General features: G+C 70.4%; 19 protein-coding genes. 8 read left to right on the top strand and 11 right to left on the bottom strand.

From position 1 onward, the window contains the following. Nucleotides 1-310 precede the first annotated feature (310 nt). The 8 genes from ITP53_RS31790 to ITP53_RS60515 all read right to left on the bottom strand — a co-directional run bounded on the left by ITP53_RS31790 (nt 311) and on the right by ITP53_RS60515 (nt 9555). Nucleotides 311-2278, bottom strand: coding sequence for a glycoside hydrolase family 127 protein (locus ITP53_RS31790; protein WP_195899152.1), 1968 nt, complete (start codon nt 2276-2278; stop codon nt 311-313). 27 nt (nt 2279-2305) lie between these two features. Next, the gene (locus tag ITP53_RS31785) at nt 2306-3175 is read right to left on the bottom strand and encodes a carbohydrate ABC transporter permease (protein WP_195899151.1); all 870 of its coding nucleotides are present in this window, start codon (nt 3173-3175) and stop codon (nt 2306-2308) included. A 2-nt stretch (nt 3176-3177) separates the two neighbouring features. Continuing rightward, nucleotides 3178-4074, bottom strand: coding sequence for a carbohydrate ABC transporter permease (locus ITP53_RS31780; RefSeq protein ID WP_195899150.1), 897 nt, complete (start codon nt 4072-4074; stop codon nt 3178-3180). A 68-nt stretch (nt 4075-4142) separates the two neighbouring features. Continuing rightward, nucleotides 4143-5432 (bottom strand): ABC transporter substrate-binding protein, encoded by a 1290-nt coding sequence (locus ITP53_RS31775; protein ID WP_195899149.1) that lies wholly within the window; start codon nt 5430-5432, stop codon nt 4143-4145. Between the two features lie 96 nt (nt 5433-5528). After that, on the bottom strand, nt 5529-6506 hold the full coding sequence (locus tag ITP53_RS31770; protein ID WP_195899148.1) for an aldo/keto reductase: 978 nt from the start codon (nt 6504-6506) through the stop codon (nt 5529-5531). Further along, a complete protein-coding gene (locus ITP53_RS31765) occupies nt 6506-7411 on the bottom strand; it encodes an NAD(P)-dependent oxidoreductase (protein WP_195899147.1) in 906 nt (301 codons plus the stop codon). Before ITP53_RS31765 ends, ITP53_RS31770 begins: the two co-directional genes overlap by 1 nt. 3 nt (nt 7412-7414) lie before the next feature. Then, the gene (locus ITP53_RS31760) at nt 7415-8857 is read right to left on the bottom strand and encodes a four-carbon acid sugar kinase family protein (RefSeq protein WP_207756673.1); all 1443 of its coding nucleotides are present in this window, start codon (nt 8855-8857) and stop codon (nt 7415-7417) included. After that, complete coding sequence (locus tag ITP53_RS60515) at nt 8854-9555, bottom strand: FadR/GntR family transcriptional regulator (protein WP_195899146.1); 702 nt, start codon at nt 9553-9555, stop codon at nt 8854-8856. Before ITP53_RS60515 ends, ITP53_RS31760 begins: the two co-directional genes overlap by 4 nt. A 358-nt stretch (nt 9556-9913) precedes the next feature. Between ITP53_RS60515 and ITP53_RS31750 the strand changes: the two genes are divergently transcribed. The 4 genes from ITP53_RS31750 to ITP53_RS31735 are packed head-to-tail and all read left to right on the top strand — an operon-like array spanning nt 9914 to nt 13314. Then, nucleotides 9914-10714 carry an ABC transporter permease gene (locus ITP53_RS31750; RefSeq protein WP_207756672.1) on the top strand — a complete coding sequence of 267 codons (801 nt, stop codon included), beginning with the start codon at nt 9914-9916 and terminating at the stop codon, nt 10712-10714. After that, nucleotides 10711-11568, top strand: coding sequence for an ABC transporter permease (locus ITP53_RS31745; RefSeq protein WP_236051378.1), 858 nt, complete (start codon nt 10711-10713; stop codon nt 11566-11568). Before ITP53_RS31750 ends, ITP53_RS31745 begins: the two co-directional genes overlap by 4 nt. Beyond that, the gene (locus ITP53_RS31740) at nt 11561-12328 is read left to right on the top strand and encodes an ABC transporter ATP-binding protein (protein WP_195899145.1); all 768 of its coding nucleotides are present in this window, start codon (nt 11561-11563) and stop codon (nt 12326-12328) included. The genes ITP53_RS31745 and ITP53_RS31740 overlap by 8 nt, the downstream gene beginning before the upstream one ends. Further along, nucleotides 12325-13314 (top strand): ABC transporter substrate-binding protein, encoded by a 990-nt coding sequence (locus ITP53_RS31735; RefSeq protein WP_195899144.1) that lies wholly within the window; start codon nt 12325-12327, stop codon nt 13312-13314. The genes ITP53_RS31740 and ITP53_RS31735 overlap by 4 nt, the downstream gene beginning before the upstream one ends. A gap of 11 nt (nt 13315-13325) precedes the next feature. On the opposite strand, the gene ITP53_RS31730 is transcribed toward ITP53_RS31735, so the two are convergent. Continuing rightward, entirely contained in the window at nt 13326-14108 is a 783-nt protein-coding gene (locus ITP53_RS31730) for an IclR family transcriptional regulator (RefSeq protein WP_195899143.1), read from the bottom strand. A gap of 59 nt (nt 14109-14167) precedes the next feature. Here ITP53_RS31730 and ITP53_RS31725 point away from each other — a divergent pair, with 59 nt between their 5' ends. The 4 genes from ITP53_RS31725 (at nt 14168) to ITP53_RS59530 (ending at nt 17582) form a co-directional block, all read left to right on the top strand. After that, the gene (locus ITP53_RS31725; RefSeq protein ID WP_195899142.1) at nt 14168-15406 is read left to right on the top strand and encodes an FAD-dependent oxidoreductase; all 1239 of its coding nucleotides are present in this window, start codon (nt 14168-14170) and stop codon (nt 15404-15406) included. Then, entirely contained in the window at nt 15403-16506 is a 1104-nt protein-coding gene (locus ITP53_RS31720) for a cupin domain-containing protein (RefSeq protein WP_195899141.1), read from the top strand. Before ITP53_RS31725 ends, ITP53_RS31720 begins: the two co-directional genes overlap by 4 nt. Continuing rightward, entirely contained in the window at nt 16503-17363 is an 861-nt protein-coding gene (locus tag ITP53_RS31715) for a fumarylacetoacetate hydrolase family protein (protein WP_195899140.1), read from the top strand. The genes ITP53_RS31720 and ITP53_RS31715 overlap by 4 nt, the downstream gene beginning before the upstream one ends. Nucleotides 17364-17456: 93 nt before the next feature. Continuing rightward, complete coding sequence (locus tag ITP53_RS59530; RefSeq protein ID WP_268961192.1) at nt 17457-17582, top strand: hypothetical protein; 126 nt, start codon at nt 17457-17459, stop codon at nt 17580-17582. A gap of 54 nt (nt 17583-17636) precedes the next feature. On the opposite strand, the gene ITP53_RS31710 is transcribed toward ITP53_RS59530, so the two are convergent. Together ITP53_RS31710 and ITP53_RS31705 are read right to left on the bottom strand one after the other, a co-directional pair. Next, nucleotides 17637-19583: a sulfatase-like hydrolase/transferase gene (locus ITP53_RS31710; RefSeq protein ID WP_195899139.1), complete on the bottom strand. Its 1947-nt coding sequence runs from the start codon at nt 19581-19583 to the stop codon at nt 17637-17639. A gap of 3 nt (nt 19584-19586) precedes the next feature. Beyond that, the gene (locus ITP53_RS31705) at nt 19587-22538 is read right to left on the bottom strand and encodes a fibronectin type III domain-containing protein (RefSeq protein ID WP_195899138.1); all 2952 of its coding nucleotides are present in this window, start codon (nt 22536-22538) and stop codon (nt 19587-19589) included. Nucleotides 22539-22643: the final 105 nt, after the last annotated feature.

Below are 22643 nucleotides of genomic sequence, written 5' to 3'. Positions count from 1 at the left end.
GGGGTCGCGGCTCTTGGGGCGTGTTTCAAAATTCAGTCAGCCTTTTCATCCCCTGGTGGCGAGCTGCATGATCGCGAGGCTGACGTTCACCCATCTTCCCTGCTTCGCATCAAGCTCGCTGGACACCGGCCACGTCGTGCAGCTGGCTGGCAGTTACGCGCTCTGACGTGCGCAAGCGCCGCTAAAGATCACGCCAACGGCTCCTGGCAGGTTGCTCGTACGACCGGTCAACAGGACACAGTGGCCCCCGGGCCGGTACGCCGGCGCGGGGGCGGGGCATCGCCCGGCTCTACCGGACAACGTTCGTGACCTACGGGATCGACGGCGCGTGGACGGCCGGGGCCCAGACCCGCATCGTCGACGGTCCGCGGTTGGCCCAGAGCCGGTAGGGGATCGCCGTGAGCTCGCGCGGACGCCGATTCGATGCCGGGACCGCGGAGATCTCGCTCCAGCCGGCGCCCTCCCAGGCCGAGTCGTCGCGTAGTCGTCCCGCGACGCGCACGACTGTCGTGCCATCGAACAGTTCCTCGTCGCGCTCGACCCGCAGGTTCGCCTCGATGAGGAGCTCGACCGCGTCGAGATCCAGTTCACCGCCGACGCTTTCCAGGCAGAAGACGACGGGGCCGCGCTCGATCGCGACCTGGCCGCGCACGGCGTCGACTGCGGGGTGCGGCGCGGTCACCCGCGCCGGCATGGGCAGATCGAGTACGACGACGTCGCCCGGTGCCCAGACACGCTCGACGACCACGTAGCCGCGCGCGCCGCGTTCGACGGGCACGGGTTCGCCCGCGACGGTGAGCGCCGGCCGGCGGCACCAGGAGGGTATGCGCAGGGACAGTGTCCACGGTTGCGTGATCGACCTTTCGACCGTCACGGCGATGACGCCGTCCTCCGGGTATTCCGTGGCCACCGACACCGCCACTTCGCCGGCGGCCAGCTCCGTGTTCACGCTGGAGGGGGTGTAGAGGTGCAGTTGGATCCCGCGGTCGTCGCTGGTGGCGAGATATCCGCTGAGCGAGGCGATGGTACGCATGATGTTCGGGGGGCAGCAGGCGACGTCGAACCACTCGGCACGGGTTCCGGGGGCGTCCGTCCGTAGCGGCTTGCCTCCGGTGGGCGCCGGGGGCCGCGGTGAACGCCGGTGCAACGGGTTGACGTAGAAGAACCTGTCGCGGCTCACCGAGGTCGCGCCGGAGAACGCGTTGTACAGGATGCGCTCGATGAGGTCGGCGTAGGCGCCGTCCCCGGTGGCCAGCAGGAGGCGCCAGCTCAGCATGACGCCGGCGATCGACGCGCAGGTCTCGCCGTAGATGAGGTCCGGTGGCAGCTCGAAACGGTCCCCGAAAGCCTCGCCTTCGAAGCGGGAACCGACGGCGCCCGTGAGATAGGTCTTCTCGGCGACCATGGAGCGCCACTGGCGCTGCGCCGCGTGCAGCAGTGCCTCCTCGCCGGTCTCGAGATAGACGTCGACGACCCCGGCGAGCAGGTAGAGCGCCCGCACGGCGTGGCCGATGACCGTGTCCTGGTCGCGTACGGGCGCGATGTCCTGGAAGTAGGCCGGGCCGAACAGTCCCTGACCGATCACGCCGTGTCCGCGCACGTCGATGAGCTGCTTGGCGAGGTCGAGGTAGGCGCGCTCGCCGGTGTGGCGATACAGCTCGACGAGGGCGGTCTCGATCTCGGGGTGTCCGTCGGTGTCACCGCGGCGGCCGTTGCCGAACTCGGCCACGAGGTGGTCGGCGAAGCGCCGGCCGATCGCGAGCAGGCTCTCATCGGCCGTCGTCCGCGCGAGGGCGATGCCGGCTTGGATGAGGTGGCCGGCACAGTAGAGTTCGTGTCCGCGGGTGAGGTTCGCGTACCGCTGCTCGAGCCCGGCCTGGACGAAGGTGTTGAGGTAGCCGTCATCCTCCTGCACGCGGTCGAGGAGCGCGACGGCGTCGGCGACGAAGGCGCTGAGCTCTGCGGACGCCCCGCGCGACAGATCCCAGCCGATGCCTTCGAGCACTTTGTAGAGGTCGGAGTCGCAGAACACCCAGCCGCGCCGCTCCGCGATGACCGAGGAGTCCACGAGCCGGCGGAAGTTGTCCAGCACCCCGTCCTTCTCCAGCCAGTGCGTCGCGTGCGGCGTGGTCACCGCGCGGTTGTCGCGCTGCCATCGCGCCCAGTAGCCGCCGGTGACGCGCGCTCGCCCGATCGAGATCGGCTGCAGCGCCAGGCGCGCGCCGGAGCGGGGTGAGCAGGGCGCGGCGATCTCGTCCAGCGGGGCGTCTGCCGTCATCAGGATGCCTTTCTGGTCGGAGGGTGGTCAGCCGCGCAACGCGCCGTTGAGCAGGCCGTTGACGTAGTAGCGATGCAGCACGAGGTAGAGCACGATGCACGGGATCATCGCGACGACGATGCCGGCCTGCAGCGCGCCGAAGTCGATCTGGCCGAAGGTACCCTCGCGCACGCTGACGAGCATGAGCGGCAGCGTGAACTTCTCCCCGGTGCTGAGGAAGATGAGCGGCGCGAGGAACTCGTTCCACGAGGCGAGGAACGCGAAAAGGCCCACGGTCACCACGCCGGGCGTCACGATGCGCAGCGAGACGTGTCGCAGCGCGCCGAGCGGCCCTGCGCCGTCGAGGAACGCGGCCTCCTCGAGCTCGCGCGGTATCGAGTCGAAAGCGTTGCGCATGATGAGCACGCCGAACGGCAGCTGGAACATCATCAGCACGAGCCCCAGGCCGATGAGCGAGTCCTGCAGCCCGAACACGCCGAGCAGGATGTAGAGCGGCAGCAGCATCGTCGCGTACGGAACCATGAGGATCGCCAGGATGGTGACGAAGGTGAGATTCTTCCCCCTGAACTCGTAGCGCGAGAAGCCGTAGCCCGCGAGTACCGAGATGACGACCGTGCCGGCGACGGTGATGAGCGCGACGATGAGGCTGTTGCCCGCGTAGGCGGAGATTCCCGCGCCGTATTCGCGGAGCGTCCCGTAGTTGCCGAGCGAGAGTGAGCGCGGCAGGAAGGTGGGCGGGATCGCGTTCGCCTCGGCCGGGCTCTTCAGCGAGTTGAGCACCGCCCAGATGAGCGGGAAGAGGAAGAGCGCGGCCAGGACGCCCGCGACGAGGTGGAACACGCTCGTCTTGGCGCCCGACCAGAGCGTGAACGGGACTGATGCGGTGCGGGTGGCCATGGTCAGACGTCCTTCCTGCGCAACAGTGGGAGCTGGACCGCGCTGATGATGAGCAGCACCACGAGCAGCACGACCGACAGCGCCGCGGCCTTGCCCATGTCGAAGTTGACGAAGGCCGTGTTGTAGACGGCGAAGACGACGCTCACCGTGCTGTTGTCCGGCCCGCCCTTGGTGAGGATGAGGAACTGGTCGAAGGCCAGCAGCGAACCGGTCACCGAGAGGATGAAGAGCAGCGCCAGCGTCGGCCGCAGGGACGGGATGGTGATGTAGCGCAGCTGCTGCGGCCTGCTCGCCCCGTCGACGCGCGCGGCCTCGTAGAGCTGGGGCGGGATCGACTGCAGGCCCATGAGGAGCACGATCACCTGAAAGCCCATGAACTTCCAGGAGACGAGGATGATGATCGACCAGAACGCCAGCGTCGGGGTCGCCAGGAACGCCACGGGCTGCTGCACGATGTGCAGACCGATGAGCACCTGGTTGAAGACGCCGATGACGGAGTCGGAGTCGACGAACCAGAGCAGGGTGGCCGCGGCCGTGCCGACGACGTAGGGCAGGAAGTAACTCGTGCGGTAGAACTTCGCCCCGCGCCGGCGACTGTTGGCGATCGCGACGAGCACGAACGAGATGAGGAACATGACGACCGTCGTCACCACGGTGTAGACGAGAGTGAACCCGATCGCCTTGGTGAAGACGCTGTTGCCCGGGATCGCGAGGTAGTTGTCGAACCCGGTGAAGCTCGGCGTGCCGAGCAGCGGATAGTCCTGGAACGACATCCAGACGAGGATGCCGAGCGGAATCAGGAAGAGTATGAGCGTGACGAGGCCGGCCGGGGCGACGAACAGCGCCCCGGTCCTCGCGGCCGGCGATGTTTGTTTGGAGGTTGGTTTGGAGACTGCCATCGTCCCCTCCTCGTTCCCGTGCGGGCGGTGCCGCCCTTCCCAAGGGACGGCAGCGCGGGGGGTCGGTGCTATTGGGCGCTGTCCAGCGCCGACTGGATCGTCTGCTGACCCGTCCTGACGGCGTCATCCGGCTTGGCGCCGAAGACGGCGCCGCGCACCATCGCGATCCACGGCCCGGTCGGGTCGTTGAACGCCTGGCCGAAGGGCAGCGCGAACGGGGTCTTGCCGGTGGCGACGCCGTCCATGATGAACTTCGTGCGCGGGTCCTTGGCGGTGTACTGGTTGCCGGAAAGATCCGTGCGGACGGGCAGGTCGCCGTTCTTCGCGACGATGTCGATCTGCTGCTGTTCCTGGAGCGTCCACTGGAGGAAGTCCCACGCGGCGTCCGCGTGCTCGGACGAAGCCGAGATCGCGGCCGAGTCGCCGCCGACGAAGGTCGAGCCGCCCGAGCCGTCCGGCGCCATGAGGTGCGCGACGCCCCAGTCGAAGGAGTCCTGCTTCTGCAGCGCGCCGACGATCGCCGAGCCCTGCGCCATCATGCCGACATTGCCGGACTCGAAGTTGTTGGCCCAGGTCGAGCCGTCCTGCGTCATGGCGTTGGAGGGCATCACACCCGCGTCCCACATCTGCTTGTACAGGGCGAAGACCTGCTTGACGGTGTTGTTGTCGAAGTTCGCCTTCTTGCCCTGCTCGGCGAGGATGTCGACGCCGCCCGCCCACATGTACGGGAACATCGTGTACGCGGTGCAGCCGCCACAGTTACCGCCGAAGTCGAAGCCGTAGGTGTCCGGTCCGAGCGCGCGGATCGCCTTGGCGGCCGACAGCAGCTCGGTGAAGTTCGCCGGCGGCTTGTCCGGGTCCAGGCCCGCCTTCTTGAAGAGCGTCTTGTTGTAGAAGAGCACCGAGGAGGCGAGCTTGTGCGGGATGCCGTACTCCTTGCCGTTCCACGTGCCGGCCGCGATGTGCGAGGGCGCGATGCTGCCGGCGAACGGCAGCGCCTTGACCCGGCTCGTCAGGTCGAGGAAGACTCCCTTGCTCGTGTAGTTGGGCATGTAGACGACGTCGGAGACGACGATGTCCGGCAGCGTACGGGCGCCCGCGGCGGTCCCGACCTTCTGCAGGAAGCCGTCGTCGGGGATGCCGGTGACCTTGACCTGGTTCTTGTGCGTCTTGTTGTAGGCGTTCACCAGGTTGGTCGTGAACGCCTCCGTGGGTGAGGCGACCCAGAGCGTGACGGTCTGCGGACCGGTGTCCGGCCCGGACCCCGACCCCGAGCAGGCAGCGACGCCGAAGAGGACGAGAGCGGTGCCGAAAGCCGGCAGGGCGCCCCTTCTGAGCGGTGAGCGGGTGTATCCCATGGCGGACCTCCTTGTCGTGAAAGGCATCTGACACCTGACGCCTGACATCAGATGTCTGTTGGCGGATCTTGGCGCCGCGGTTTGGTGCTCCACCGGCTATCGGCCGCCCTCGAGCTTGCGGCTGCGCTGCTCCAGGCCGCGCTCGCCGTACGGGTAGTCGCCGGTGACGGGTGTGCTCGCCGCCGCGAGCAGGGCGAGTTCGCCGGCCTCGAGCACCAGGTCGAAGGCCGCGAGATTGTCCTCCAACTGCTGGAGGGTGCGCGCTCCGAGGATCACGGAGGACACGGCGGGCTGCGCGGCCAGCCACGCCAGGGCGACGCGGCTCGACGGCACACCCCGCCGCTCCGCGATCTTCCCGAGCGCCTTGAGCACCGCCTGGGCTTGTTCCAGCCGCGCCACCGGCAGCCCGTCGAGCGGCCGCCTGCCGGTGAGCACCCCCGCCGCGAGCGGGGACCAGACGAGCAGTCCCAGGCCGTTCGCTTCGAGCGCGGGCATGATCTCCCACTCCAGCTCGCGAGTGAGCAGGTTGTACTGCGCCTGCAAGGCGCTCGGGCCGACAAGGCCGCCGAAGGACGCGACATCGACGACGCGCTGCACCTGCCACGCGGTGAAGTTGGACAGCCCCACGTAGTGGATCTTGCCCGCCCTCACCGCGTCGTCGAGGAAACGGAGAGTCTCCTCGATCGGGGTGTGCGGGTCGAAGGAGTGCGCCTGATAGAGGTCGATCGTCTCGACGCCGAGCCGTTCGAGCGAAGCGTCGAGGGCTTGGGCGAGGTGCTTGCGAGACAGCCCGACATCGTTGGTGCCGGGCCCTGTCGGGAAGCGTGCCTTCGTCGCGAGCACGATCTCGTCGCGCACGTGCGCCGGCTTGCTCGCGATCCAGCGGCCGACGATGCGCTCGCTCGTGCCGCCACCGTAGGCGTCGGCGGTGTCCAGAAGTGTGCCACCCGCCTGGGTGAAGCGGTCGAGTTGCGCGAAGGCCTCGGGCTCCGCCGTCTGCTGCCCGAAGGTCATCGTGCCCAGCGCGACGCGGGAGATCGAGCAGCCGGACGAGCCCAGGGTGGTGTGGCGCATCAGCCGACCTCGGATGCGTCGTCCCGGGGCGACAGCAACGTCACGACGGAGGAGTCGTCGCGCGCCCCGAGCCCGTGGCTGTCGGCGAGCAGGTAGAGCTGCTCGGCCGCCGCGGCGAGCGGGGTCGCGACCCGGGTCTGCCGGGCGACCCCGGTGACGATGCTCATGTCCTTGACGAAGATGTCGAGTCGCGACTTCACCTCCGCGCCGTCGCCGTAGGCCTGCAACATGCGCGGACCGCGGTCGCCGAACATGAAGGAGCCGCCCGCCCCCTGCGAGAGCGCGGAGATGACGGTCTGCGGATCGACCCCGAGCCCGCGGGCGAGCGCGATCGCCTCGGCCGCCACCGCGATGTGCACGCCGGCGAGCAACTGGTTGATCGTCTTGAACACCTGGCCGTCGCCCGCCGCGCCGCCGACGATCGTGAGCGTCGAGGCGAGCCGTTCGAGCACCGGTCGGACGCTCGCGAGCGCCTCGGCCGTCGCGCCGACGAGCACCAGCAGGTCGCCCTCGCCCGCGCGCACGGGCCCGCCGCTCACCGGAGCGTCGACGAGGCCGATGCCCGCACTCGCCAACTGCTCGGCGATCGCGCGTACGGCCGCGGGCCCGATGGTGCTCGTCAGCAGCACGACCCCACGGAACCCGGCGCCCACCACGCCGCCGGCCCCGAACAGAGCCGCTTCGACCTGCGCCTGGTCCCGCACGGCCAGCAGGGCGATGTCACTGCCGGCCGCCGCCTCCGCCGAGCTCGCCGCGGCCGTCGCGCCCCCCTGAACGGCGGCCCTCAGGCGGGACTCGTCGATGTCGTAGGCGCGGACGGGAAAGGCGCCGGCGAGTCGCAGCGCCATGGGCAGGCCGATGGCCCCCAGCCCGATGTGCGCGACGCGCGGTGCTGCTTGTGACATGGACTATTCCTTTCTCAGGCGGTCGACGACCTCGGCCAGGGCCTCGTCGCCGCCGACGTTCCCCGCGAAGACGACGTAGGGCAGGCCCGCGGAGCGGCCCTCGGCCGCAACCCACAAGGAGACGATGCCGGGCAGCAGGGTGCCGAGCACATGGGCTCGTACGATGCCGAGCCCGTCGGTCGCCACGTCAGAGGACGTGATGCCGCCCTTCGCGACGACGAAGGCGGGGCGTACCCGGGCCGTGACGCCGCGCACCACGCGCACGACGCCCGCGCTGATCGTGCGTGAGAGCGCGAGGTTCGCCTCGCCTGAGCCGGCGGTGACCAGCACCCGGCTCGTCGAGAGCACGACCTCCTCGCTCGCGAGGAGGTCGACGACCCGCTCCACGACCTCGGCGACGTAGGCCCCGACACCATCGGGGTTGAGCAGCCGATCGTTCTCCAGCTCGATGAGGGCCATCGACCGGCCCGCCCGCAGGCGCTCGAGTTGCCGGGTGGTCTGCGCGACGTGCGAGCCGACGACGACGAGACCGTGAGCGGTCGCGGAATCCGTGAGCGAGCGCAGACGCGCGTCGTCGATCGGAGGCACGGCCGCCTGCCCGCTGCGCGAGCGGACGAACGAGGGGCCCACCCGGTAGACGAAGGTCTTGCCCAGACGCTCCGCTTCGATGAGCGCGAGCGTGAGCATCCGCAGGTCGTCATCGCAGGCGGCGTCGACCGCGACCGGCCGTCCCGCACCGAGCGAGGTCAGGCGGGAAACGAGAGCGGGAAGATCGCCCGACCGCAGCTCGCCCAGCGTTATCACGGGAACCTCGCGCCGCGGGATCGCGCCGCCGCTCTTCTCCTCCACCCAGGCGGGCAGCGCCGACGCCCGATAGCCGAACGTCGCGTCTCGGGCGAACTCGCTCTCGCCGACGGGGAGCATGCCCTCGGCGGTGCGGAGCCAGTGCTCGCCGTTGACCGTGACGCGGCCCGCGTCGATGTAGGCGGGGGCGAGCACGACCGCGTCCACCTGCCGGTTGAGCGCCTCGGCGATGGCGTCGGCCTCGAGCGGGAAGTGGCCGCGCAGCGTCGAGTCGCCACGGCTGGCGAAGACGACCTCGACCCCCTCCAGCGCCGCGGCCTCCAGACTGGCGCGTACGACCTCGCGGTCTCGTGCCGCCGCGGCGGCGGCGGGCATTCCACGTGTGTTGACCAGCACGAACACCGCCGGTGCGCGCTGTGTGAGCGCCCAGCGGAGGTCGTCGACCGACCAGCGCGTCAGCACCGGCAGGCCGGAGACGGTCTGAGTGCCGGTCGGATCGTCATCGAGCACGATCATGCGACGACCGGACGCCACCGCCGCCGCGAGCTCCCCCGGGGAGACCGAGAAGGCCCGCGGCTGGCCGGCGAGCACGTCCTCGATCGGACGCGGCCGGACATGCTCGGTGGATTCCTTCGTGCTCACGCGTGGCCGTCCAGGACGTGCTGCCTGAGATCGCGCTGCGTCTGCTGCATGTGCGCTTCCATCGCCAGGCGAGCCATCTCGCTGTCGCCCGCGGTGAGCGCGCTGATGATCTTGCCGTGCTGCTCGATGGCGTTCCGCTGGATCTCCGGGACCGCCGAGGTCTGGCGCCTGGCCTCGATGAGCAGCGGACCGAAAGGGCCGAACAGCAAAGGCACGAAGACGTTGCCGCTCGCATGCATGATGACGTCGTGGAAGCGGATGTCGGCGTCGACGAAGCGGGTGACGTCTCCGTCCGCGGAGGCCGCGCGCATCTCCTCGAGCTGCACGCCCAACTGCACGAGGTCGTCGTCGGACCTGCGCTCCGCGGCGAGCTGAACGGCACCGATCTCGATCATCCTGCGTGCCTCGAGCAGGCGCTCGGGCACGAGCCCGAGGTTGCTCGACGGCGTGGCCGAGGCCCGGACGACCGCCTCGAGCGATGTCCACTCCTCCGGTGGGTTCACCTCGGTGCCGCGGCCCCGGCGGATGCGCACGACGTTCTGGGTGCGCAGGATGCGGATCGCTTCGCGGATGGTGAGCCGGCTCACGGTGTAGCAGCTGGCGAGTTCGCCCTCAGGAGGCAGTGGTCGGCTCGGGCTCAGCCGCCCCTCGATGATCTCCTGGAACAGGCGCTCCGCGATGCTCTCGGCAAGTGTCACGATCGGCTCCCTTGACCATTCCGGACACCTGACGTCTGATGTCTCGCATCACCGTAACCCAGCACCTGCCTGGTCGCAAGGAGGGGTCTTACCTCCTGTGGCAGGCAAGACCAGGGTTGTGATGTCCCGCGGCCCTCCGGCTTTGAAGACCTCCCTGACCGGCGATCTCCGGCACGAGTGTGCGCCATCCGGCTCTTAGGACGCGCCGCGCGGGAATCGACGCGGTCGAAGACGTCGGTGGTGACCATGATTCTAGTCTGCGGAATTCGAGTGAGGCGCCATTGCGTATGGCGGAAGTCATACATAAATTCCCCTTAACCGGGCTGTAACACAGCACCAGGCTAGGAAGGAGACGGCCGTGGCACTTCTCGCCCGCGTGTCGGCCAGACCCGGCTCGGATCTCGGCCTCAAGCTGGCGGGTATCGCGGTGGCGTTGCTGCTGGTGGAGCTGTGTACGCGCAGCGGGCTGCTGCCGGAGCGCTGGTTCCCGCCGTCCGGCGAGATCTACGCCGAGTTCTTCCGCCTGGCCGGCGGGCGGCCACTGTGGGTGGAGGTCGGCCGGACGCTGCTCGGCTGGGCGGCCGGGCTCGGCCTGGGCGCCGTGCTCGCCGTGCCCATCGGCATGGTGCTCGGTTCCAGCCGCACGATTTTCCGGCTGGCCCGCGTCGTCATCGAGTTCTGCCGTCCGGTGCCGCCGGTGGCGCTGATCCCGCTGACCGTCCTGGTGTACGGCACAGGGCTGCAGGCGAAGGTCTTCCTCGTCGCCTTCGCCGTGTTCTGGCCCCTGCTGTTCCAGACCATCTACGGCGTCCAGGACGTCGACCCGGTGGCCGCCGACACGGCGCGCTCGTACGGGCTGGGCACGTTCGCCCGGTTCCGCACGGTCGTGCTCCCCAGCGCCACCCCCTACATCGCGACCGGCCTGCGCATCGCGTCGTCGATCGCGCTGATCCTGACGATCACCGAGGAACTGGTCGTCGGCACGCCCGGGCTCGGCCGGGCCATCATCGTCGCGCAGTCAGCGGGCGGGACCGCCCGCATGTACGCGCTGATCATCACGACCGGACTGCTCGGCTGGGTCCTCAACGCGGCGTTCGGCGCCCTGGAACGGCGGGTGCTGGCCTGGCATCCCGCGCAACGGCAGGAGGTGGCCCGATGACGCGTGCCGCGATCGACGCGGTGACCGACCCGGTCACCGGCAGACGGACCCGTCCGGCGGCGAGCCGCGCGACCCGCCGGATGGGCCGCGCGCTGCGGCTGCTCGGGCTGCAGCTCGTCGTTCCGTGCGCCGCGCTGGCGACCGTCTGGTGGTGGACGGGCCAGGCGGGCAGCTTCTACTTCCCGCCCGCGTCCGAGGTCGCCAGGGACTTCGCCGACCTGTGGCTCTTCGACCGGGTAGGCGGGGACGTGCTGCCCAGCCTCGGCCGGATGTTCGCCGGATACGCGATCGCGGTCGCCGCCGGGGTGGCGCTCGGCACGGCGCTCGGGCTGTTCCGGCGGCTGCGCACCGCGGCCGACCCGGTGGTCCAGTTCCTGCGGGCGCTGCCGCCGCCCGCGCTCATCCCGTTCGCCCTGCTGCTGTTCGGTGCCGGCGACGGGTCGAAGGTCTTCATCATCGCGCTCGGCACAGTGTGGCCGATCCTGCTCAACACCATCGACGGCGTACGCGGCGTCGAGGCGCAGCAACTGGAGGCGGCGCGCTCGTTCCAAATCCCCGCGACCGCCCGGCTGACGCGGATCATCCTCCCGGCGGCGTCCCCGCGGATCTTCGCGGGCATGCGGACCAGCCTGGCCATCGCGATCATCCTGATGGTGGTCTCGGAGATGGTCGCCAGCGACAACGGGATCGGCTACTTCGTGCTGGAGTCGCAGCGGTCCTTCGCCATCCCGGAGATGTGGACCGGGATCGTGCTGCTCGGCGTGCTCGGATTCGTCCTCAACTGGCTCTTTCTCGTACTGGAGGCACGCGTCTTGTTCTGGCACCGCAGTCTGAAGGGGAACTCCGATGCTTGAGGTCGCCCAGCTGAGCAAGGTCTACGGCCCGGATCCGTCCGCCCGCCCGGCCGTCGCCGACCTGACCTTCGACGTCGCCGTCCGCGAGTTCGTCTGCATCCTGGGATCGTCAGGATGCGGGAAGACCACGATGCTGCGCTGCCTGGCGGGGCTGGAGCCGGCCACCTCCGGCGAGGTGCGGCTGCGCGACGTGGTGGTGTCCGGGCCGCCCAGGGAGATGGCCCTCGTCTTCCAGGACTACAGCAGGTCGCTGTACCCGTGGATGACGGTGGAGCGGAACGTCGCGTTCCCGCTGCGCTACAAGGGGGTCTCGAGGCAGGAGGCGCGCGGCGCGACCCAGGAGGCGCTGGAGGCGGTCGGCCTCGGCGGGCGCGGCCAGTCGTACCCGTGGCAGATGTCCGGCGGCATGCAGCAGCGCGTGGCCATCGCCCGGGCACTGGCCTACCGGCCGCAGATCCTGCTCATGGACGAGCCGTTCGCGTCCGTCGACGCGCAGACCAGAGCCGGCCTGGAGGACCTACTGCTCGACGTATGGCGCCGCTACGAGATCACCGTGCTGTTCGTGACGCACGACATCGACGAGGCGGTCTACCTGGCCGACCGCGTACTGGTCCTGCGGGCGCCCGCGCACGTCGCGCTCAGCGTCGACGTGGGCCTGCCCCGCCCGCGCGACCAGCTCACCACCAAGAACCATCCGGACTTCGGACGGCTGCGCGGTGAGCTGCTCGGCGCGCTCAGCCCGGCCGGATCGCCGCTATGACGAGCAGGGGCGCGCTGCGTGGGATCGGGGCGCTGCTGCTGGCGCTGTTCCTGGTCACCGCGTGCAGCGACTATCCGGGTGACCTGTCCGGCGGCGGCGTCGGCGTGTCGGGCGGTGACGGTCAGACGCGGGTCAAGGTGTCCGACACGGCAGGCATGCCGGCGGCCTTCCTGACCTACGGGGTGCAGCGCGGCTTCTTCACCGCGGAGGGCTTGGACGTCCAGGTGCAGACGTCGGCGGGCGGGGCCGCCGTGATCCCCGCGCTGCTCAACGGCGGCCTCGACGTGGCCGGCTCCAACGTCGTCTCCGCGGTGATCGCGATGAACCGGGGCCTGCCGCTCACCATGGTCGGCTCGGGCACCAGCACGTCCGATGACCCGGACCAGGACTTCTCCGGGATCGCAGTCCCGGCGGCCAGCACGATCACCAGCGCGGCGGGACTGAACGGCAAACGGATCGCCGTCAACACGCTGCGCAACATCAACGACATCGTGATCGACGCCGCCGTGCGCAAGGCCGGGGCCACCCCGACCGGCGTCAAGTACGTCGAGATGGGCTTCCCCGAGATGCTGCCCGCCCTGGAACGCGGCGACGTGGACGCGGCCATGCTGATCGAGCCGTTCCTGAGCATGGCGCGGACGGCCGAGATGCGGGTGGTGGCCGCCCCGTACTCCGACGCCAGGAACGGACTGCAGATCGGCACGTTCCTCATGTCAGTCGAGAAGGCACGGGAGAACCCGCGGCTGGTGTCGGCCTTCCAGGCGGGGGTGCGGCGGACCGCGGAGTCCACCAGACGGGATCCGGCTGCGTTCCGCGCCGCGCTCCCGAAGATCGCGGGCCTCAAGCCCGAGCTGGCCGAGAAGATCCATCTGCCGCAGTGGAACGCGACCACCGACCGCGCCTCGGTGGACCTCATCGCGGCCTCCATGAGACGCCTGGGCCTCACCGACCGTTCCTTCGACCACACCCGGCACGTCCTCAAATAGCCGCCCCGGGCTCAGAGGTTGGCGCGCAGCAGGCGTTGGACGGATTCGGCGGCCTGGCCGAGCAGCGGCACGAAGTCGCCTCGTGCGTCGGCCTGCCCGATCCGGTCCGCGGGCAACAGGACGGCCAGCGCCGCCAGCGGGGCGTTCGTCAGGTCGCGCACCGCCACCGCGACCGCGTACACGCCCTCCTCGCCCTCCTGCTCGTTGAGCGCGTACCCGTGCCGCCGCACCAGCGCCAGCTCCTTCTCCAGCCGCTCCCAGGTGGAGATGGAGTTCGACGTGCGGGTGACCAGGGTCCGGTCCTGGTACCGGCGGTCCAGCTCCATCGTGGACAGCGCGGCCAGGATCGCCTTGCCCGCAGCCGTGCAGTGCGCGGGCATGACGACGCCGGTGCGATCGCCGACGCGGACCGTGCGCGGGCTCTCGACGCAGTCCACGAAGCGGACGTTGCGTCCCTCGATCAGGCTGAGGCTGACGGTCTCCCGGGTCTGCTCGCTGAGCTCCTCCAGCACCGGCCGGGCGACCGACCGGATGTCGATCCGCCCGATGGCGGCCAGGCCGATCTCGTTGAGGACCGGGCCGGGGCGGTACACCCCGTTGGGCTTGTCCTGGAGCACGAAGCCGTGCCTGCGCAGCGCGCTGAGCAGGCGATGCGCGGTCGAACGCGCCACGCCGAGCCGATCGGCCGCCTCGGAGACGCGGATGGTCTGCTGCTCACCGATCAGTGCGAGCAGGCTCAGCGCGTTGTCCACCGACGTGGGCACGGACTCCGACCCCGGAACCAAATTCGACATAAAGGAACTCTAGCGCCTTGTCTTTCGCATCTCCGGAATAGCTTACTACCGTCGGTGTCATGACCCAGCTCACTGATCTCCCGGTGATCGTCGTCGGGGCAGGGCCCGTCGGCATGACGGCGGCGGCGCGGCTGGCCAAGGACGGTCTCCCCGTGGTCGTGGTGGAGGCCGAGCCCGTCCCGAAGACGGACTGGCGCGCCTCGACCTTCCACGCGGCCACGCTGGAGCTGCTCCAGGACATCGGCGTGACGGAGCAAATGAAGGCCGAAGGCCTGGTCGCGCCGATCTACCAGTTCCGCGACCGCAGGGACGGCCTCGTCGCCGAGTTCGACTTCCGTCTGCTCGCCGCCGAGACGCCCTATCCGTACCGGCTCCAGCTCAACCAGCAGCACCTGGTGCGGATGTTGCACGACCAACTGCGCGCCGACGACCGCGTCGAGCTGCTGTTCGGCTCCCGGGTCACCGGCGTGGCCAACACCGCCGCCGGTGTCACCGCCGACGTCCAGACCCCGGACGGCCCGCGCGTCCTGCACGGCAGCCACCTGATCGGGGCGGACGGCCCGGGCAGCACGGTGCGCGGGTCATTGGGCATCGAGTTCGCCGGCTACACCTACCCCGAACGGTTCATGATCGTCAGCACCACCGTCGACCTGGGGGAGCGGATCCCGGGCCTCGCCCACGTCAACTACATCGCCGACCCGGCCCAGTGGCTGTTCCTGCTCCGCACGCCCGAGTCATGGCGTGCGGTCTATCCGGTCCCGCCGGACGAGCCCGTCGAAGCGGCCTCCACGCCGGAGCGCTTGCAGGAGCAGCTCCAGGCGGTGGCGCCCTACCCGGCCGACTACCCGATCGTCGACTTCCAGGCCTACAACGTGCACCAGCGGGTCGCCGCCTCCTTCCGGGCCGGGAACATCGTGATCGCCGGGGACGCGGCGCACATCAACAGCCCGCTCGGCGGCATCGGCCTCAACAGCGGCATCCACGACGTGATGGACGCGGCCGCCCGCATCGTACGGATCCGCGCCGGCGAGGCCGATCCCGACGCGGAGCTGAGCGCCTACGACGCCGTGCGGCGCCAGGTCGCCATGGAGTACGTGCAGGCCGACACCCAGCGCAACACCGAACGTCTCAAAGAGACCGACGAGACGCGCAGGCGGGCCAGCCAGGAAGAGATGCGGGCCATCGCGGCGGATCCGGCGCGGGCCCGCGCGTACATGCGGCGGGTCTCGCTGCTGGAGAGCGTGCGGCGCTTCGGCATCGGCCTGCCGCCCGGACATCCGATGGAGGTACCGGTATGACGGCGACGACGACCGCCGAAGAGCTGGAGGACCTGTACGCGCGCCTGTCGAAGGCGGGACTGCGGCCACTGTGGACCATCACCGAGCAACTGCTCACCTCGTCGCCGCGGCCCAAGGCGGTGCCGTGGCTCTGGCCGGCGCGGGTGATGCGCCCGCTGGCCGAGCAGGCCATCCGGCTGGTCCCGGTGGAGCGCGGCGGCGAACGCCGCGTGCTGTCCCTGGCCAACCCGGGGCTGGACGGCAGGCCGTACGCGGCCGGCACGTTGTGGGGAGCCCTCCAGGCCCTGGGCCCGGGCGAGTCGGCCCCCGCGCACCGGCACACGCCCGGCGCCATCCGGTTCGTGCTGGCGGGCGAGGGCGTCTGGACGACGGTGGACGGCGAGGCCTGCGCGATGGGCCCCGGCGACCTGATCCTCACGCCCGGGTGGGCCTGGCACGACCACACCAACGGCGGCGACGCCCCCATGTTCTGGTTCGACGGCCTCGACCTGCCGATGATCGAAGCCTTGGACGGTATCTTCTTCGAGCCGCACCCCGAGGCGCGCCAGCCCGTGCGGGGTCCGCACGACTCCGCAGAACACGGCCCAGTCGATGGCACTGCCGCGTTCGCCGCCGGGCAGGTCACCGAGGCCCTGGACCCGGCGCCGTCCCCGCTGCTGGTCTACCGGTGGGCCGACACCGACGCCGAGCTCACCCGGCTGGCCGCGGCCACCGATGCGGGCACGGACACAGGCATGGTCAGCCTGGAGTTCACCAACCCGGTCTCGGGTGCCAGCGTCCTGCCCACCCTCGCCTGTGGGATGCATCGGATCGTCCCGGGACGAAACATGCTGCCTGTCCGGCGCAGCGGCAACACCGTATACGTCGTCTTCCGCGGCGAAGGCCACTCTGTCATGGACGGCCGCCGGTTCGACTGGCAGGCCGGCGACATGTTCGTCGCGCCGTCGTGGGTGCCGGTGGAGCACCACGCCGCCACGCCGGCGGACCTGTTCAGCCTCGGCGACACCCCTGTGCTCCGCGCCCTGGGGATCTACCGGGAGGAGACCCTCGCCGACCCGCAGACCGTCACGTCCACGTTCGCACCCGAGGAGCCCTCATGAGGTTGGCCCTGTTCGACGACCACCGGCTCGGGGTGGTGACCGGCGACGGCGTCGTGGACGTGACGGACGCGCTGCCCTGGCCGCACGATCCCGACCCGCTGAGCGCGGGCTGGTGGCGCAGGCTCTGCCGCGACTTCGCGGACGTGCGCGGGGCGCTGGAGAAGGCCGCAGAGCGGGGCCGCCCGGTGAAACCGGTACGGTTGCGCGCCCCGGCACTCAATCCGTCCAAGATCGTCGCCTCGGCCAGCAACTACGCCGACCACGTGGCCGAGATGCACGGGGTGCAGGAGCGCACCCTCGGCCGCGTCGAGTCGTGGATGTTCGACTTCGACGTCTTCCTCAAGGCCCCGTCGTCGATCTCCGGGCCGGACGACGACATCGTGCTGCCCGACGCGGTCGTCGCCGCCGGCCAGGAGATCCACCACGAGTCCGAGCTCGTCGTCGTCATCGGCGCCGGCGGCAAGGACATCCCCGAGGCGGCCGCCCTCGACCGCGTCGTCGGCTACACCCTCGGCCTGGACATCACCGTGCGCAGCGCCGCCGACCGGTCCCGCCGCAAGAGCTACGACACCTTCAGCCCGCTGGGCCCCTGGCTGGTCACGGCCGACGAGGTCGGCGACCCGGCCGACCTCGACATCCGCCTGTCGGTGAACGGCCGGCAGCGCCAGGCGGTGCACACCGCCACGATGATCACCAAGGTGCCGGCCATCGTCGCCTACGCCTCGTCGATGATGACGCTGCTGCCCGGCGACCTCGTCTTCACCGGCGCCCCGCCCGGCGTCGGCGAGATCCACCGCGGCGACGTCCTGGAGACCGGCATCACCCGCATCGGAACCATGCGCCTGACCGTCCGGTAGCGAGCCCGGGCCGGATCGGTGATCGGATACGGGATGGCGGCGCGCCCAGAGACCGGTGCTCGACCGTGCTCGCCGACCACTCCGGTCCAGCGCATGGAGACCGACGCCGCCGGCGACCCGCTCGTCGCCCTTCTGCGCAGCGCCGCCTCCGCCTCGATGCCGTCCGACCAGCTCACCGAACACCTCACCCGGACCCTGCGGCACATCCTCTTCGACTGAGGGTGGTGGGGCCGGCAGCGCCTCGGCCTCCCCGGTCTGTCCGGACGCGCGGCGTCAGGGGCAGGCGCCTGAGCAGCTCACCCCGTTCAGCGTGCCGAACCTGGCCCGGACGGTCTGCGTCGTCCCGGCCACACGCAGCCCGACCCGCCCGCCAGGAAAGGCGGCTGGGTCGGACCAGGTGAGCTGCTGGGTGCCGTCGAGGCTGATCGACACGTCTGAGCCGACGGCGCGGACGACGAGGTTGTGGTCGGCGTCCGGCGTCAACGGCACGTCCTCGCAGGCGACCTGCGTCCCGGCCCCGTTCACCACCTTGGTCAGGACGACGCGGGCGCTGCCGCCGCCCGGCTGGGGCGCGGGGCCGGCGCAGGCGCTGCCGTTCTGTGGTGCGGCGATCAGGGCCGCGTAGCCGGTGAAGCTCTCCCCCGCTCCGCTGCCGCGCACGATCAGGCCGGCCTGACCGGGGTCCATCAGCCGTACGGAGGTGGAGGCCTTGACGTCGGCGAAGTAGCTCGTCTCCAGCATGCTCCTGCCCACGGCGCCCGTCGACGTGCCCTGGTAAGACTTGTCGTCACCGACGTCGACCACGGACCAGGTTCCGCCCGCTTCGAGATACCCGTCGGGCAGGTTCGCGCGCACGTCGGCCGGCCCTCGGGGGTTCTTGAAGCTCTCGGTGACGCGGTTGGCCGCGTTCCAGGCGTGGTGCGCGGCCAGGACGGGCCCGCTCACCGCCGGGACGGGCCATAGGTTCTGGCCGTCCGCCTCACTCGGGTTGGTGGCCAGGTCGAACAGGTAGTTCGTGGTGGTGGCGGGGGCGGGGCTGGTGCTGCTGATCCATTTCAGGTCGCCGGACCGCTGGGCGGCGATGACCGTGCCCTGGTGCCCCTGCTCGGCCTTGTCGACCACGTAGCGCCAGCTCAGCTGGGTGTGTGGCCGTCCCGTTCGCTCGCCGGTGAGGTACGGGGTCAAATCCACGCCGGAGGCGCCTGCCGGAGGGGCACCGGCGCTCCCGGCGGCGGCCAGGAGCGTCGGGCGCAGGTCGAGGCCGCTCACCGGATCCTGGTAGGTGACGCCCGCGGGGAGGGCGGCCGGCCAGGTGAGGGCGAAGGGCACCTTGATGCCGCCCTCGAACAGGTCGTACTTGCCGCCGCGGGTCGCCCCCGTGAAGAAGCCGAGCTGCTGGCCGTTGTCCGACAGGAAGACGAGCAGCGTGCTGTCCGCGATGCCGTTGTCCTCCAGGGCCTGGCGAACCTGGCCGATGCCGTCGTCCATGGTGCGAACCATCTCGGCGAAGCGCTCCTGGTCGGACTGCTGGGCGCCGCCGGCGCACGAGGTGGGCGTCTCCAGCGGCGTGTGCGGCGCGTTGTAGGCCAGGTACAGGAAGAACGGGTTCGCCGCGTGGTCGCCGATGTAGTCGACGGCGTGGTCGGTGAACTCCTGCGTCAGGTAGCGGGTGCTCGTGCGGTTGGCGTAGGTCTGCGTGGCGCGGTCGTACTGCTTGAGTGCGGTGCCGGGGCAGTAGGCGTGCATGCCGCCGAAGAATCCGTAGAAGTCGTCGAAGCCCATGGCGGCCGGGAGGTGGTTCGCGTCGAAGGGCTGCCCTCCGGCGAGGTCCCATTTGCCGATGGCCGCCGAGGTGTACGCGGCGGGCAGCGCTTTCATGATCGTGTCGGTCGGCATGCGTTCGGGCCGGGCCCGGGTGAGATGGTTGCTGTCCGCGCCGGCGCGGGCAGGCTCCAGGCCGGTCAGCAGCGCGCTGCGGGACGGGCTGCAGACCGGGGAGGCCACGTAGCCCTGCGTCACGCGTACCCCGTCGTCGCCGATCGCCTCCAGGTTCGGGGTGGCGATCGCGCCGGGGCGGCCGTACAGGGAGGTCTGGTCGTAGCCGAGGTCGTCGGCGACGACGAGCACGATGTTCGGCGGCGTCGCGGCCTCGGCCGGGACGCCGGTGAGGCAGGCGGCGAGCAGGCCGGCGGCCAGGACGCCGGCTCGGGTGCGGGTCACGGGTCAGGTCACCACCGTCAGGATGTTGGAGTTGCCGAGGCTTTCGACGCCGTCTCTGACGGCGGACACGCGGTAGTAGTACGTCCGGCCCGCGGTGATGCCGGTGTCGGTGTACTGCGGGGAGGTCAGGCCGGAGGCGATGCGGGTGTAGCCCGACTGCGGGCTGGTGCTGCGGTAGAGGGAGTACGTCCCGCCGGTCCCGGTCATGTTGTCGGTCCAGACGTGCACCTTGTCGAAGGAGGCGACCTGCCGGTTGGCTCCGAGGGCGAACGCGCCGGTGGGGTGGGCGGAGTCCTGCGCGGTGAGCACGGGCAGGTGGTTGACGTAGCAGGCGAGATCGTCGCCGACGGCCTCCAGGACCAGGCGCATGTTGGTGACGTCCACCGGGTAGAACGGCTGGCCCACGTCTGTCAGGTCGATCTGGGCGAGCGTGGTGAACGTGCCGTTGACAGCGCGGATGAGCTTGAAGCGCTGGTCGGCGTGATCGTAGACGAACCGGTAGTAGTTGCCGCTGTCGGTGTAGCGGCCGAGGACGCTGACGGTGCCGTTCGCGGTGAAGGAGGTCACGGCGATCTGGGCGTCGATCGACACGCTTGCCCAGGCGGCGTCGCCGTTCACCGTCTCGGACAGGCCCGTGGCCGAGGTCGCGGCGTAGACCTTGGTGGCCCGCGCTGGATCCGGGTGGTCGGTGACGCTCCATGTGCCGCTCGCGACCGTCCAGCCGGCGGCGTCGCCGTCCTCGAAGTAGTCGCGGAAGGTGCGCACCAGCGAGGGGTCCCAGGTCAGGGCGGCGGAGGCGGCGGTGTCGGGTGTGCTCAGCCGGAGTCGGACGGGGGTGTAGGGCAGGTTGAGCACCGGCATCGCGGAGACGGCGGCCGACGGAGCGCTGGACCCGGCGCCGTTGAACGCTTCGACCGTGAAGTGGTAGCGGGTGCCCGCGGTGAGGCCGTCGATGTCGGCGCCCATCCGGTTGCCCGCCTGGAGGGTCTGGGTCAGGGCGGAGGTGGAGGTGCCGTAACGCACGACGTAGCCGGTCGCCAGCGGGACGCTGCGCCAGGTGACGGTGACCGTACCCGCCCTCCGGCCTACCGCCACCGCGTTCGTGGGGGTGGGCGGGGCCTGCGTGGTGACGCCGACCTCGTTCGAGTGCCCCGAGTTCCCGCCCGCGCCGGTGGCGGTGACGGCGAAGTGGTAGGTGCCGCCCGCGGCCAGTCCCGTCACGGTCGTGCCGGCGGCGGAGGAGGCCGTTCGCGTCTGTGTGTAGACGCCGGGCGTGGTGCCGTAGTGGATGGTGTACGACGTCGCGTTCGGGCTGTTCCACCATTTCAGGCGCACGCTCGTGGCGCCGGTCACCTCGGCGCTGGTGATGCGGGGCGTGCGGGGGGCGGCCGGGCTGCCCGAGCGGGCCCATTCCAGCCGCACCACGCTGTAGGGCGGGATCGTGACGGCCGACCCGTCCGGGTAGGTGACGCTCTGCTGGCTGATCCGTGCCGGGTTGTCGGCGGTGTTGCCCGCGTCCGGGTCGGCCGAGGCCGAGTAGACCGCCGTGACCTGCGTGTTCAGAGTGGCGCCGCCGACGCGGAAGTCGATCACGTGTTCCTCGGCCGACTTGTTCGTCATCAGCGCGTAGTTCTTCATGTTGCCGCCGAACCCGCCGCGGTAACCGGTGGCGAAGAGGGCGGGGACGTCGAGCGCGCTGCCCGCGCCGTCGCGGGCGGCGACCGTCGCGCCGCCGGTGACCGTGGTCTGCCAGCGGGCGGCGCTGTTGTTGACGGCCTCGTTGACGATGACGTTGGCGACGCCGACGGTCTTGAAGTAGAGCTGGTGGTCGAGCGCGCCGCTGTCGATGGTGGTGCCCAGTTCGAGGGCGTCCAGGGTCTTGTCGGTGTGGTCCTGGGCAGCGTCCAGGATCCACAGCGGGATGCCGCCCGCGCCGGTGAGCATGCGCGTGTTCTCCTTGGGCGCGGTCGTCAGCCGCATGACGGCCTCGGCGTTGAAGACCGCGTTGTACTGGGTGTTGTAGAGCGGTCCGGCCACGCGGACGTCGAGCTCGTTCTGCAGGATCGGGGTGGGCGAGAGGCGGCTGCGGGCCAGGTAGTCGTCGCCGATGCGGTCGCGGAACGCGGCGGCCAGCCAGTTGCCGGTCTCCCTGCTGCCGGCCTCGTAGGTGTGCCAGACGATGGCGTCCCACCACGGGGCGGTGATCTGGTAGATGCGGTCGTCCCAGGCGTTGCCGCCGGTCGGGGTGTAGGCGATCACCGTCTTGGCGTCCGGATCGACTCCGCGGATCGCGTCGTGGAACGGCTTGACCTTGTTGAGGTAGTCGGTCGCCGAGTTGTAGAACTTCGGCAAGGCCGACGCGCCGCCGGTGAACAGGTAGGGCTCGTTCTGTAACTCCCAGTAGTCGACGAGGATGTGGTTGTCCGCGCAGAACCGGGCCAGGTCGGCTGCCTCGGCGGGAGTGCCGGTGAAGGTGTTGACCACCATGGTCAGGGCGGCGCACGTCTCGCGCAGCGAATCGTAGTAGCGGACGAGGTCCATGTAGCCGTCGTTCTTGCCCGCGTTGACCCGGCGTTCCCAGTCGTAGAGGTAGTACTGGTTGCGCTTGTCGAACATCTGGGCGCGGCGCTCCTCCGGCATGGTGCCGGTCCTGGGGTCGAAGACGTTGTTCGCCGTACCGGCCGACCAGCGTCCCCAACGGGGCTGGAGCCGGGCGATCAGCGCGCGGTAGGCGTCGTCGGTGAAGTGGTAGGCCCGGTTGGTGATGTGCATGTTGTAGCCGATCAGGCCGGGCTGCAGCGGGATGTCGGCCGAGTCGTCGACCTCGACGCCGGCGGGCACGGCCGCCGCGCCGGACACCGCGCGGGCCGGCTGCGCGACGCCGAACGTCACCGCCAGGCCCGCCGCGCCGCCCCACAGCAGAACGGCGCGCCGGGTCGGTTCGTGTTTCTCCATGGCAAGGGTCCTCACTCTTCGGCGTCGGCGGGGCTCCGCCCGTTCGTCACGTATCTGGTCACCATGGCGTCCCAGTCGAGGACGCCATGGTGACCAGATACGTGA

This window comes from Nonomuraea cypriaca (assembly GCF_015645445.1).
Classification (GTDB): Bacteria; Actinomycetota; Actinomycetes; order Streptosporangiales; family Streptosporangiaceae; genus Nonomuraea; species Nonomuraea cypriaca.
The sequence above is the reverse complement of the archived record's forward strand: the minus strand, read 5'-3'. Positions and strand labels throughout refer to the sequence as shown.